General features: G+C 39.4%; 12 protein-coding genes and 1 pseudogene. 3 read left to right on the forward strand and 10 right to left on the reverse strand.

Annotation, left to right across the window (positions count from 1 at the left end; translation table 11 throughout):
* Window positions 1-66: 66 nt before the first annotated feature.
* The 4 genes from AC1TO5_RS11765 to AC1TO5_RS11780 all read right to left on the reverse strand — a co-directional run bounded on the left by AC1TO5_RS11765 (window position 67) and on the right by AC1TO5_RS11780 (window position 4,061).
* Window positions 67-1,029, reverse strand: a complete 963-nt coding sequence (locus tag AC1TO5_RS11765; protein WP_482062990.1) for a helix-turn-helix transcriptional regulator — start codon at window positions 1,027-1,029, stop codon at window positions 67-69.
* Between the two features lie 110 nt (window positions 1,030-1,139).
* On the reverse strand, window positions 1,140-1,847 hold the full coding sequence (locus AC1TO5_RS11770; protein ID WP_482062991.1) for a DNA alkylation repair protein: 708 nt from the start codon (window positions 1,845-1,847) through the stop codon (window positions 1,140-1,142).
* A 391-nt stretch (window positions 1,848-2,238) separates the two neighbouring features.
* Window positions 2,239-3,093, reverse strand: a complete 855-nt coding sequence (locus AC1TO5_RS11775; RefSeq protein ID WP_482062992.1) for an alpha/beta fold hydrolase — start codon at window positions 3,091-3,093, stop codon at window positions 2,239-2,241.
* Window positions 3,094-3,251: 158 nt separating this feature from the next.
* On the reverse strand, window positions 3,252-4,061 hold the full coding sequence (locus AC1TO5_RS11780; RefSeq protein WP_482062993.1) for a DUF4097 family beta strand repeat-containing protein: 810 nt from the start codon (window positions 4,059-4,061) through the stop codon (window positions 3,252-3,254).
* Window positions 4,062-4,264: 203 nt separating this feature from the next.
* On the opposite strand from AC1TO5_RS11780, the gene AC1TO5_RS11785 reads away from it, so the two are divergent.
* Window positions 4,265-5,365 carry a collagen-like protein gene (locus AC1TO5_RS11785; protein ID WP_482062994.1) on the forward strand — a complete coding sequence of 367 codons (1,101 nt, stop codon included), beginning with the start codon at window positions 4,265-4,267 and terminating at the stop codon, window positions 5,363-5,365.
* Between the two features lie 330 nt (window positions 5,366-5,695).
* Here the strand turns inward: AC1TO5_RS11785 and AC1TO5_RS11790 are convergent, their stop codons facing one another.
* The gene (locus AC1TO5_RS11790; RefSeq protein WP_482062995.1) at window positions 5,696-5,935 is read right to left on the reverse strand and encodes a hypothetical protein; all 240 of its coding nucleotides are present in this window, start codon (window positions 5,933-5,935) and stop codon (window positions 5,696-5,698) included.
* A 455-nt stretch (window positions 5,936-6,390) separates the two neighbouring features.
* Between AC1TO5_RS11790 and AC1TO5_RS11795 the strand changes: the two are divergent.
* Window positions 6,391-6,894, forward strand: a pseudogene (locus AC1TO5_RS11795) (DUF2179 domain-containing protein); the annotation flags it as partial.
* A gap of 275 nt (window positions 6,895-7,169) precedes the next feature.
* Here AC1TO5_RS11795 and AC1TO5_RS11800 read toward each other — a convergent pair.
* From AC1TO5_RS11800 to pepV, 4 genes are all read right to left on the reverse strand, one after another.
* Window positions 7,170-8,078 carry a nicotianamine synthase family protein gene (locus tag AC1TO5_RS11800; RefSeq protein WP_482062996.1) on the reverse strand — a complete coding sequence of 303 codons (909 nt, stop codon included), beginning with the start codon at window positions 8,076-8,078 and terminating at the stop codon, window positions 7,170-7,172.
* Window positions 8,079-8,294: 216 nt separating this feature from the next.
* The gene (locus AC1TO5_RS11805) at window positions 8,295-9,602 is read right to left on the reverse strand and encodes an MFS transporter (RefSeq protein ID WP_482062997.1); all 1,308 of its coding nucleotides are present in this window, start codon (window positions 9,600-9,602) and stop codon (window positions 8,295-8,297) included.
* A gap of 41 nt (window positions 9,603-9,643) precedes the next feature.
* On the reverse strand, window positions 9,644-10,099 hold the full coding sequence (locus tag AC1TO5_RS11810; RefSeq protein WP_482062998.1) for a MarR family winged helix-turn-helix transcriptional regulator: 456 nt from the start codon (window positions 10,097-10,099) through the stop codon (window positions 9,644-9,646).
* A 302-nt stretch (window positions 10,100-10,401) separates the two neighbouring features.
* Window positions 10,402-11,823, reverse strand: a complete 1,422-nt coding sequence (gene pepV, locus AC1TO5_RS11815; protein ID WP_482062999.1) for a dipeptidase PepV — start codon at window positions 11,821-11,823, stop codon at window positions 10,402-10,404.
* 130 nt (window positions 11,824-11,953) lie between these two features.
* Between pepV and AC1TO5_RS11820 the strand changes: the two genes are divergently transcribed.
* Window positions 11,954-12,250 carry a hypothetical protein gene (locus tag AC1TO5_RS11820; protein WP_482063000.1) on the forward strand — a complete coding sequence of 99 codons (297 nt, stop codon included), beginning with the start codon at window positions 11,954-11,956 and terminating at the stop codon, window positions 12,248-12,250.
* A gap of 401 nt (window positions 12,251-12,651) precedes the next feature.
* On the opposite strand, the gene AC1TO5_RS11825 is transcribed toward AC1TO5_RS11820, so the two are convergent.
* The gene (locus AC1TO5_RS11825) at window positions 12,652-12,876 is read right to left on the reverse strand and encodes a hypothetical protein (RefSeq protein WP_482063001.1); all 225 of its coding nucleotides are present in this window, start codon (window positions 12,874-12,876) and stop codon (window positions 12,652-12,654) included.
* Window positions 12,877-12,895: the final 19 nt, after the last annotated feature.

Below are 12,895 nucleotides of genomic sequence, written 5' to 3' on the forward strand. Positions count from 1 at the left end.
CATCGGTAATCATTGATTATCTTCATTATAAAATAGCTTCACTGACATCTACTGTCAGTGAAGCTATTAAAGTCGATAATATTCCAGTAAATCCGACGCAATAGTAACAAGTTTCCCCTTTAAACTTTGCGGTTCGATTACTTGAATGGATTTCCCGTACGTTAAGAAAAGATAAGGAACAAAGGCATGAATTGCTTCATCTTCGAGTAAAAAGATCGCCTGATTTGACGTCCGTTCTTGCAGATAATGCCCTAAATACCAATGTAGGCATAAATCATCAAGTGCCTCAGACCTGCCTCTAATAATTAAAGTAATTAAGCTATCCTTACCCATCGAATCAGGTAATAGATTTTGCATAAAAAATTCACGGGCCGAAAATTTTTCGGGACGCTTAAACATAATATGAGCACGCTTGATTTGAAGAATTCTATCTGCCCGAAAGCTGCGAATCTCATTCCTTAAGTGGCAATATGCAACCGTATACCATTTATTGTTCCAATAAACTATTCCATAAGGATCTATCACCCTATTCTTGGGTTGTTCTTCACGGCTTGTACGATAATCAATTTCTACAGAGATTTCATTTGCTACAGCATACTCCAATTCCGCCAATATCAGCTGAACAGAAGGATCTCCCTTGTGGTTTATAACTTCAAATCCGGATAATTGATGATTAAGTAAACTTTCCTGCTCCTCATTAGAATACATTTTTATTTTTGATGTCGCATTGCCTAATGCCTCACTCAAAGGGTATCCGGCTTCTTTTGCAAAAACTGAAGCATGAAGGAGTGCCTTTTTCTCTTCAAAATCAAATAATAGAGGTGCTCTAATAAAATTATTCAGTAAGCTATACCCCCCATTATGACCTGCGTCGGATATTATAGGCACTCCACTTGCACATAATGCATCAATATACCGATAAACTGTTCTTATATTTATTTCTAACTTTTCTGATATTTGTTTTGCCGTCATTTTCACGCCCGAATTCAGCATCCAAAGAATTGCCAGCATATTATCGTTTTTTGGCATAACATAAACCCTCATCTTTTATTAAAACTTAATATTAGATACTTCGTATGCTTTAAGTGTTGATCATTGAACTCAAGCTTCATGCTTCAATACAATCCTCGAAGAAATCCTCAACATCTAACATGTTTACGTTTGAAACCAGGCTTCCTTTTATCTACGAACTTTTGAATACGTTCTGAAGCGATCAAATTTTTGTCTTTTTTCTTATCTTGTTTGATCGCAACAGGACCTACTGTCTGCGCGGTCTCGATCGCCATTTCATGTAGAGGTAAATAGGACACTGCTACAGTGTAAATAAACTCATTCATGGCGTACTTTGCTCGTTCGGGAGCATCGTGAATCGCACTTTCCACCATTTTAAGCATATTAGCTATTTTGCTTTCGGAAAATTCATAATCTGGGCGATTGCCCAAAAGCCAGCAGTAAGAACTCCAGCCCGCTGACATTTTCAGTTCTTTGCCGCTTGCAATCCACTTATCAGCTACTTCTTGGGCAATATCTGCTTCTGCTAAAGTTACGGCAACTACAAAATCAGACAGCATATAAAAATAAGCTCCATCGATCCAACGGTCAAAATCCGCTTCAGTCATCGCTTGGGGATCTGCAATAACTCCGGCAAAATACATGGCGTCGTAGTTTCCTGTAGCGTAAAGTTGCTCAGCCAACGGTTGATTTATTTTTATTTTTTTGAAAATAGGCTTCATTTGACCTGTAGCTACGCCAAAAAGCGGTTCAAGCGCTCCATTGGATTGGTAAATCTTCTTCGTTCTTTCCTTTCCGAGAGCTTCAAGTTCCTGCATAACCGTTTCTAAATCCATAGTTAACACTCCTTCGTCTCAGAGATTTCATCCTTAGGGTAAAAGCCATCATTTCAGTAGCAGAGCTACTGGATTCCTATTTTTTTATTGCTTTGGATCTACAAGCATAAATTGCTCTAGCATGTAGTAAAACCTTGCTCCATGACCTGAATAGGTGCTTCAACTTTAGCATATTTCTCTGCCAAAAGCTGCTGTTCACAATATTAAGTAATCATATATATTACCCTGATTATTTCGATTTCGTTTTCAAGCGGCAAGTGGAAATTTCTACTTATTTTGCTCAAAATCATTTATTTTATCGGGATTATCGAAACAAAAGTAAATAAAAACAACCTTATGCAGTGAGCATCAGCTCATTGTATAAGGTTGCTTAACTATTATCATTATTAGACTAGTAGCTCATTATTTCACTTTCACTATGTTCGATACGCGTCTCCACGCTATCTGCACCTTCATTACTTAGAAATTCAAGAGTTATTTTGTTTACTAGTTCAGCATGCTCCATCGTTAGCGAATGACTAGCTCCAGTAATTAAATGAGTCTCAAGATTTGGAATCCATTCTTTCGCGATTGCTATCACCTTCTTTGCGGGGTATATTACCTCTTTGTCTCCAATAAGGAGCAAAGTAGGAATCTGGTAGCCATGAAATTCCTCTTTGGAAAATAGGGATGGCATCACTTGCATAAGCGGTTTCGCATGACGATAGCCTGCGATAACTTGAGCGCGAAATACTGGTGGGAGGATCTCCCCCATGCCTGAGAACCATTTAAAGGCATTGTCGATCGACCTCTCTGAATGAAACAATAGTGCCGGATAAATCTTCATGAAAAATTTTGGACTTATTCTATGAAAAGATCCTGCAGGAGCATAAAGCATCAGCTTGGATATGCGTTCCGGATAGACTAGAGCAAAATTTAAAGATAAGAATCCGCCCATCGAGTGTCCTGCCAAATCTACTTTTTCGAACGATAGACCATTTAATACTTCAAGAAGCCACAGTTGTGCGTCCTTCCTACTTTTCATGGCAGCCTCTGGCTTACTTTTCCCAAAATCACCAATAACATCAATAGCATACACGGAACGCTCTTGAACCAATTGCTTCATATTGGGATACCACATTATACTGCTCATAGTCATTCCATGAAGAAGCAACAACGGTTTCTTATTCGTATCTCCAAAGCAAAGTATATGCGTTTCTCCGAATGATGTTGGGATATTAAGTGAGGTGAAATCCATTTCAAACATTGCTAAACTTCTCTCGTAACAATGATAGTACTCACTTTCAGCTGCTTCATTCCTAAAGATCGATCCCACTAAACAGCCACACTCCCCATTTTTTCTACTGTCGCTGCAAAATTAAAAGACCTGAGTCAGATAAAATACCGAATACAGGTCCTTGATCCTTATTTTGAATTGACTAGAATGTCCCCAATCGATGTAGATGCTTTTATATGATAACCATTGGATCCGATCGTCCCTACCTTTTTATTTGACGAATTAACGCTATAGTCGATTCCTTCTATATTCGAGTTCACGGCTCCAATTTCACTAACTAGATTAATTTCAGCTGATTTTGGAGATTCGGTTAGATTAATTCTAATTGCTCCTGCATCCGTTTTTGCAGTCAAATTGTTTTCCAGGCTAAACTCTTCTACTACAATCTGACCAGCATCTACTTCAAGATTCATTTCTCCAATTACACCCTTCAACTGTATGGAACCCGCGTCAACTGTTATATCCACACTCTCCGCATTCAAATCAACAACTTCTACTGTTCCAAAATTATTGTTGATCGCCAATTGATCAAACACTTTATCAGGCAACGAGATATTCAGCTTCCTTTCACCTTTTGAGTTATTGATAATACTACCCATCTTTTCTTTTTCCTTTACATTAATATTTAATTTACTAGATTGAATCGAAGCCTCTAAAGTAAATCGACTTTCAATCGTGTCATCTACAAGCAATTCCACTTCAGCATTATCCGTTGTACTTTTTATTACGAATATTGCCATCGCATCCGCTTTAATATGAATTTCATCAAAATCCTCACTCTTGAATGACTCTTTCCCTAAGCTAATAAGTTCGCCTGATCCAGAACCTTCACCAATGACAGAATTTCCAACTTTCTCAGTAAATGAACCGCAACCTGTCATGCTGACCGCCAGTAGTACAACCACTAGTAATCTACTTATTATTTGATATGATCTCATGCTCTCTTCTCCTATTTACAACCATATTTTTCTACATTATAACATGAATTAGAGAATGAAAAACAGACTCGCGACTAGATTATAGCCAGACCTTAGACGGGTACCCTACCTTTACTGGACATTCGTTTATTTCCACTCATCGCCGTGAGCAAAGTATGTTTTAATTCATAATATTAATTCATAGCAAATAGGAGGTAATATAATTGGATCAATTAAAAAAAATAAAACTAAAACGAAATGTTTATGCCAATGGGCCGGAACTACACTCATATATGTGCAGAAAAAAGAAAAAAAAGCATTCTCACAGTTGTACACCAATATCCTCTAATACGACATCAGAGTGTTGTGAAAACGGAAAAAGATGTAATGGATGTAAGAAATGTAATGATTGTAAGAGAGGACCAAGAGGATTTAGAGGACCAAAAGGAGATAGAGGACCTAGAGGTTTTAGAGGATCTAACGGTATTGATGGCTTAGACGGTGCTAATGGCGCTACTGGACCGACGGGATCTACAGGTGCCAACGGCGCTACTGGACCGGCGGGATCTACGGGTGCCAACGGCGCTACTGGATCGGCGGGTGCTACGGGTGCTGATGGAGCTACTGGATCGGCGGGCGCTACGGGTGCTGATGGAGCTACTGGATTGGCAGGGGCTACGGGTGCTGATGGAGCTACTGGATCAGCGGGCGCTACGGGTGCTGATGGAGCTACTGGATTGGCAGGTGCTACAGGAGCTGATGGAGCTACTGGACCGGCAGGTGCTACAGGAGCTGATGGAGCTACTGGATCGACAGGTGCTACGGGTCCAACACCGACTAATTTCACGAAAGTTATTAACTATGGTGGTAATAATGTAGGATTTCAACGTATAGCAGGATCTCCTGGGGCACTTTCCAATGCAATACCTTATGTGGATGCTGCAGATGGCAGCGTAGTTGCTTTTTCAGGAGCAATATCTGTAAACAACTTACCTGTTGGAACGTACCTATTCCAAGTATGTTTCGATGTTATTAATAATGCAGCCGCACCAGTAGTAGGCAACATCATATCTACAATTACTCTAACAACTACAGCTGTACTTTCCGGAACCATAGTCTTCTCCATTAGACCTACCGATGTAGGAGCACAACCTGTACGTGTTTCTGATGGTGCTGCTTATGCTGTAACACCTAGCGCAACTGTCACATGGACCAGCAATATAGTTGGAAACCCTGTCACAAGAAACGATGCAATTTCAATATATCTAGATATGAACGTGACACAAAATGCCGTTTACTCACTATATATCTCTACTGCTGTTTAATAAAATAATTCTGAAGAACATCTGTAAAAAGTAAAACTAACTTTCAAAGTAGCATCATTAATCTCTACATCCCAATTGTTATATTCCACTAACAATTGGGATGTATTTTTATGTTCACTATTCGCATTACATACTTATCATTATCCCCACGGAAATTAATAATACAGGCTAAGGAGTCATCCATATCAACCATATAAGCATCATTGTTTCCTCTTGAGGTCTCTTCCACCACATTCGTGATAAAAAAATGGAGCAGCCGTTTTTTCGAAGAGCCTTCAAGCGCCTCTTCATCACTTCCGTATTTCCCATGATCTTCAATGTAAAATAAAATTACCGCGTACAATGGACCGCTGAAAGCGAATCATGGAGCGGCACGCTAGTTTCCACTCGCCCCTTGAGCAGACCAGATAGAAAATGCGAGCGTACCACATCGTTATGACGCTTCAAGCGCTTGCTGATTTCTTCCTTTTCATGAAAAGCGCTTTTAATCGTCTCTTCTAGAAATGAATATTCATTAGAGCCGCCGACAACAAGACATAAAATTACGCTCAAATAAATTAAGCGCTTCATATCCTCCATCTTCTGATTGAATACCTTGGCAGGCGTCAGTGTTATATACTTCTAGCCTGTCACGGATGAGGTCGTATAGGAGACCATCAGCTCACTATTTCCTTCATTGCTATACAGCATGCCTCTATCCGTACTTAAACGATCATACATAAGATTTTCCGTTAACTCGCTACTCGCACTTGAAGCGATAATCCGATTGTTCTCATCCAATATAACGACAGAAGAGCCCTAAGCAGGCGCGGAATTTATCAATAGTAGAAGTTCGAATTATTGGAAACACTATTAATTATACAAGTAGCACATAGGTTGGAACTAACTTTTCTTATCCAATTGAGTGTAGAGCTGGCGAATCATAGAACGCATCGTCAATATTATCATTAACTATGTTAAACTTGAAGACATCAGTAGTTATTAAACTACTGATTATTCTTTATTTGGAGGTGGGCATTATTTTAATGGTCTTAATTATTCTTGCTATTAATATAGTATATGTTTCGTTCTTTACCATTCGAATGATTCTTACGTTAAAGGGCCAAAAGTATTTAGCAGCGGCATTAAGTACAATAGAGGTCGTCATATATATTGTCGGGCTAGGATTAGTACTTGATAATCTGAATAAAATTCAAAATCTCATTGCTTATGCGGTTGGCTATGCTTTGGGTGTTTTGGTAGGTACAAAGATTGAAGAGTGGTTAGCACTAGGATATGTAACGGTGCAAGTCATTACTAATCGATATGATGAGTCTTTGCCGAATAAATTAAGGGACGAGGGCTTTGGTGTCACTTCTTGGATGGGCGAAGGTAGAGATGGCCCTCGACTTATGATGGATATTTTAACTAGAAGGAAAACTCAGCAGGAACTATATAATTATATACTAGCTTTCGATTCTAAAGCATTTATTATTTCCCATGAGCCTAAACATTTCCACGGCGGGTTCTGGGTGAAAGGCCTTAAGAAACAAGCTCACCTACAAGGTGAAAAGATTACTGTAGTAAATGAAGATCATCTACCTGGAATAAATGAAAAATCTGTTCAAGATGCCATAAATTCTACGGATAAAATAAAATCTAATGAATAGACATCCATATCCGCTTGATGCCTTTTATAACTAAACTTAAAAATAGAGATGAAGAAGAGAGCCCTATTCTGGTCACGATAACAATCCAACAAAAAAAGAGAGGCGTCGCCGCCTCTCTTTGCTATATCCACCAATACATCTCAACTATTAGTTTTTCATAACTTGCAGTAAGCAACACTCGACATGTGCGGAGTTACCCGTTCCAGAAACAAAGTCGAATTGATGACCAGATTTTCTTCAGGAGATGTTCGTCCTAGAATCAGCCACCCCTGCTTGTTCAACTGTGATTCATCAATCGCTTCATATATAATTTGCTTCATCCCCTCTGCTGTGCGAATGGCTACTAGCGGATTTGAAGAAGTTTGAATTATTTGTTCAAGCACTTCCATCTTATTGCGAACGAGACTAGCCACAAAGATTTGGCTATAAGAGCTGTAGTCGAATTCTGATCCATTCTCCATTACAACAGTAACTTTATCGGCTAAGCCCAAGCGTTCAAGTAAAAAGCATGATGCATCATAAGCCACAGAATCCATTTCCAGACAGATAACTTTCACATCACCTAATAAGTGTAGAATAATAGCACTTAGCGGCATCGGTCCACTACCTACAAATATAATCGGCAACTTCTCTGTAAAATCATCCTGCCCTATGAACTGCCGAAGTATGGATAGTTCCTGACTAACTAGCGCCTTGTAAACGTTCCAGATAGGCAACTTTTTTAAGGTATCCAAGACGAAACTGTCAGATTTGGAAATATTACGAGAATCACTTAACTCTGCTAGAAATTCAGCTTCTGACAACTTATCCTGCAATTTTCTTCGGTTCATTCGAGTATATTCGTTACTTAGAACGGATTGTATCTCCTCAGGTAAATAGCGGGAACGTAACTGAAGTGAAAGTTGACTAATGATGTTCGTCACTAATTGATTAGCTGGGGATAGATCTAATTCCTGCTGAAGAAATTCATTTGCTTCACGGATAAACGCAATAAGATTGTCAACCATTTGTATTCTTGGTACATTAACTGTATGTATAGTCTGGCCAGTTGAATAAGCCTTCATTTCCCTAATTCCTCCCTCACTCTACTTCCTATTTCTTACTACCAACTATATTCATATGGTCAGAGATTTAGAAGGATATTCGATGCACGAATCGTTCTATAGAAACGAGTAAAAAACAAAAATACGGTAGGTACTGTTTACTAGTACCTACCGTATTTCTTGATTCTCGTTGCATGCTTATACTATAGTTGGGGACAGATTCCATCACGGTATTTATTATGATTTCTTACGCTTCATTGCATAGATAATTACACCAATTGCAAATAGAATCATACAAATAGATGATAAGCGATACATCATCTCATAAGAAGTGAACGTAACAATGATCCCTAGAATAATTGCCCCAAGTGATACCCCAAGATCAGTAGCGTTGTAGAACAAACCATTCACTGTACCATAATCCTCTTTGCTAGCGGATCGCAGCATCCATGCTTGTAATGTAGGTTGAATGGAGCCAAATCCTGCCCCATATAATAACGCTGACATAATAAGCATGCTCATTGATGTTGTATAGGATAACACAATCATACTTACAATAACGAAGATTGCAGCTGGAATAAGTACTATAATCGGTCCTTTACGGTCAAATATTTTACCCGCTATCGGACGAACCATCAATATCGTTAACGCATTGAACAAGAAAAAAAGTCCTACTTGAGATAATTTCAGCTGTTCACCATATACTGCAATAAAACTTAATATACCGCTGTAAGTAACGGATAATAGTACATTAAGTATCGCTGGGAAATAAATAGGGAAGATCATAATATCTCGCATACCGCTTTTCTTTACTTGCTGCTGTCCATGAGTATGAACGACTTGTTGTGAAGTAGTTTTATCTAGTGTTGTTTTCTCTAATTGCTTGTTATCTGGACGATCTGCTAATTCTGTTATCGAATTGGCTTTATTGGATCGCAGCTTATACACCCCTGCGATAAAGAGCATCGGGAACATACAAACGACTGCTCCAGCACCAATACTCGCTAATGTTGTAAATCCCGAAGCATTCATAATACTCATCCCAGTCAATGGACCAATTGACATCGCAAGACTGGTCGAAAGTCCAAAATAGCCTATACCTTCACCCATTCGTTTGGGCGGTATAATTTGCGTAACTAATGTGGGGATAATTGTACTACCAACACCAAAGCCAAAGCCATATACCGCGCGCATCAATAATAATGGGGCCACTGATTCAGGCAATGCACATAATATTGTTGATACCGCCGCAACAATTAATCCTGCAGTTAATACGATCTCTTTCGACCAACGCTTTATCCAGCGACCGGTCAAAAGCCTCGCAATAATCGCTGTAATCGCAAATGCACTAGTCGCAAGACTAACATGCATATCTCCACCATTCAAATTCCCTTTAATATGGATTGAAAATGATGATAATAACATCTGTAAATTAAGAAATAATAAAAACGAAGCTAATGATAAAGTAATAAATTGCTTCGTCCATAGGCGTGGCTTTTCAATTGCCATCGCTCCGTTATTCAAAGTCATCCGTTGTCCGTTCAAGTTGCTTCATCTCCATCTTTTCGCTCTAGCTTCTTCTTTATCTATACTTTAGTTTCTAACACTTTGTTGAAATAACTATTTAGCTCCATTAAATACTGCTTTAGCTGATCGTGTGATTCCATACCAATACAAGCCTTTACTTCTTCAGAAATGCTTTCTTCAATCGGAATGGTCTCTGCAATTAATTGTCTTCCTTGATCGGTAGCATAAATTCGAAGCGATCGACGATCTACTTCATCCTCTTTCCGAACAATGAACCCCTTATGCTCAAGCTGATGTAAAATGCGCGTCACCGTCGGCTTATCCTTGAACGTACGAGCGGCAATGTCCTTCTGTATCATCCCTTCATCATCTACCACATGGTACAACACTGACCATTGCTCAGGAGTAATATCATATGCCTTCAACCGATGCATAAGTAATGCAGCAAGTTTGTTGTACGTTGCTCCGAGAAGGAAACCAACTGACATGAGCGGTTTATTCACTTGTTTTTCCATATTAATACTCCGTTCCGAAATTAGTTGTCTAGACAATCATATACTTCTGAAATGATTATTTCAACCTTATAATGATTATTAATAATCGCAACAGCTTTAATTAACATAACAAATAATGTGTATGGATAACTTATTTTATCGTCAAACACAAAAAAATATGCAGCAGCTTTACACAAGATGTGCATAGCTACTGCATAAGTTTCATTCATTCCCACTTTCATCTCTATATATTGTAATAATCCACTAACTTTACGACCTTTATGCACATCATGTTGATAATTTGTGTATAAGATTTAATTTCACTAGAACTTACTCTGCTCGCCACAGATTTCTACGATGACCTGTGCATAGATTTGCGCTGCCAATAATAAATCATCCACAACAATAAATTCATCATTACTGTGCATACGTGTGTCGATACCCGGCATTGTTGGACCAAAAGCTACTCCACCTTCGATATCATGCACATATGTGCCACCACCAATCGCAATACATTCACCTGGAAGCCCTGTATATTGCTCGTACACATGAAGCAATGTTTTCACGAATGGTGAATCTGCAGGCGTATGATGAGGCGGTTCAAAATTATCTCGCTCCAACACAAGCTTATAAGGTGTAAACTTTTGCTCTAACACATCAAATGTGTTTTCCTCTGTTGCACATAGCGGTACGCGACTATCGAAATACCCTTCGAACGACTGACCATCATAAGCAATAATCGAGAAGTTCATGGTCAGTGAACCTGATTCCGCATCGCTCATTGCAAGTCCTGCCGCTTCTGCTCCGTGATCACCATGTGGGAAAATCGAGTTTACACCTTTCAGCATATGATGTCCTTCACTTTCACTAAGTGGTAATGCAGCGATTAAAGTCAGTAAAGCAGTAATCGCATTGTTCGCACTTTCTGGTGTAGACGCATGACCGCCTTCGCCAATTGCATGGATAGCAACTACGCCTTCGCCTTGTTCACTGCATTCAAATTGGACCGCCGTTGCTGCCGTCACTCCCTGAACATAAGGCGCTAACTCATCCACAGTTAAGCCTTCAATTACTGCATCTGCTTCTGGCGGTACAACATTGACTTTGTAGCCACCATTGATCGAACGTACTCGTGGTAATTGTTCAGTTGGTTGAACTTGTGCTCGGAATGCGGTACGAATAGCACCCTTTTCAATATTAATGACCGGGAATTCCGCATCAGGGGTAAATACATACGGTGGAGCTTGCTCCTTCTTAAAGTAATACTCAATATCTTCACAGCCAGATTCTTCATCTGTGCCAACGATTAATTTTGTATTGTATGCTAATGGAATGCCCAAATCTTTAATTGCCGCTAGTGCATACATCGCTGCAATGACAGGTCCTTTATCATCTGATGTGCCACGACCGTACATTTTGCCATCCTTCACGATCGCCTCATAAGGATCAAAACTCCAATTCGACCCTTCGCCTACAACATCGACATGTCCAAGAATACCAAGCTTCGTTTCCTGCTCGTTAATACTTATCGTTCCCACATAGTTATCAACATTGTTCGTGAGTAAACCTAGTTGTTGTGCGATGACTAAAGTTTCATCTAATGCTTGAGCTGGCCCCTCTCCAAATGGCATATGAGGTTTTGCCTCACCCTTTACACTGCGAATTTGTACAAGTCTGCGAATATGTTCAATAAACGCGTCTTTGTGATCTTGAAAATATTGCTCAATCAACTGCTTTTCTTTCATTCGGCGCACCTCGTCTTTCCTTTATTTTTATTAATCGTATCATATTGCAACAAAGGAATGAAATCTTGTTGGTAAATGATGTATAATTGCTATATATTCGCTAAACCGTGAAGGGAGTGTACGAGCTATCATGGAGCAATGGCAAACGATACTGATCGTTAAAGGAGCCGCTGGTAAAATCAATCTCTTTGCTCGTAAAGAGGAGAATGGGAGTTGGCAGTTTTATCGATCCAACGATAGCGCAGCGCAAAATATTAATCCTACCATTGTTAACAGCTTCAAAGATGCTTTATCACTTCTTGGTCAGTCATGGACATATCTAACACCCGAATTTATTCATCCAGAATTTAAAAACCAATTTTGGACAAGCATATCCGTTGAAAAAGGGATGTTCAATCGTGCAAATTGGCGTAAAGCTTGCATGTAAGGTAGTTCGAAAAATGGACTTTGATAGCGATGTGGATGCTAACGTAACATATTCGACGTCGCATCTGAAACGAACTTGGAAAGTACGGTATAAGCTTCCGATGTATGTTTCTTGTAGAAACATTGTAGGTTCGCATGTACCAAACACGTACATTTGCGCTTCCGCCTTTCTCAAGTAGCGTTTCACATGCTCGACTCTGAAAGTCCACTTTTTGAACCTTCATTTTAATAGGTAGTTCGAAAAGTGAACTTTGATAGCGAAGTGGATGCTAACGTAACATATTCGACGTCGCATCTGAAACAACTGTCTTGAACCCTATTGTAAATGGTAGATATAACATAAAAGTGCTAGCGTGATCACGCTAGCACTTTTATGTATAGTATAACGCTTTGAAAGTTGAATTATGCAATCTGATTTGTAGTAGTCGTAGCAGCATTACTCACAAGCCAAATCATCACATTATGCTGCTTACGTTCGTCCAGGCAGGCAAAACCTTCGTCGTGCCAAAGCTGACAAAGCACATTCTTCGTTACTTCGATCGCCTCTGTCTCATCTTGTAATAGAATGATAGCCATACGATATATCGTATGCTCATATCGCCTTAAAAACTCAGATTTCGTAGACATGGTTCTCTCCTCATCATGA

It is taken from the genome of Paenibacillus sp. Y930 (assembly GCF_056786375.1).

What these genes read in the sequence shown, in the direction of transcription:
- AC1TO5_RS11765 (WP_482062990.1), bottom strand. Translation starts at nt 1,029, where the DNA reads ATGCCAAAAAACGATAATATGCTGGCAATTCTTTGGATGCTGAATTCG.
- AC1TO5_RS11770 (WP_482062991.1), bottom strand. Translation starts at nt 1,847, where the DNA reads ATGGATTTAGAAACGGTTATGCAGGAACTTGAAGCTCTCGGAAAGGAA.
- AC1TO5_RS11775 (WP_482062992.1), bottom strand. Translation starts at nt 3,093, where the DNA reads ATGTTTGAAATGGATTTCACCTCACTTAATATCCCAACATCATTCGGA.
- AC1TO5_RS11780 (WP_482062993.1), bottom strand. Translation starts at nt 4,061, where the DNA reads ATGAGATCATATCAAATAATAAGTAGATTACTAGTGGTTGTACTACTG.
- AC1TO5_RS11790 (WP_482062995.1), bottom strand. Translation starts at nt 5,935, where the DNA reads ATGAAGCGCTTAATTTATTTGAGCGTAATTTTATGTCTTGTTGTCGGC.
- AC1TO5_RS11800 (WP_482062996.1), bottom strand. Translation starts at nt 8,078, where the DNA reads ATGAAGGCTTATTCAACTGGCCAGACTATACATACAGTTAATGTACCA.
- AC1TO5_RS11810 (WP_482062998.1), bottom strand. Translation starts at nt 10,099, where the DNA reads ATGGAAAAACAAGTGAATAAACCGCTCATGTCAGTTGGTTTCCTTCTC.
- pepV (WP_482062999.1), bottom strand. Translation starts at nt 11,823, where the DNA reads ATGAAAGAAAAGCAGTTGATTGAGCAATATTTTCAAGATCACAAAGAC.
- AC1TO5_RS11820 (WP_482063000.1), top strand. Translation starts at nt 11,954, where the DNA reads ATGGAGCAATGGCAAACGATACTGATCGTTAAAGGAGCCGCTGGTAAA.
- AC1TO5_RS11825 (WP_482063001.1), bottom strand. Translation starts at nt 12,876, where the DNA reads ATGTCTACGAAATCTGAGTTTTTAAGGCGATATGAGCATACGATATAT.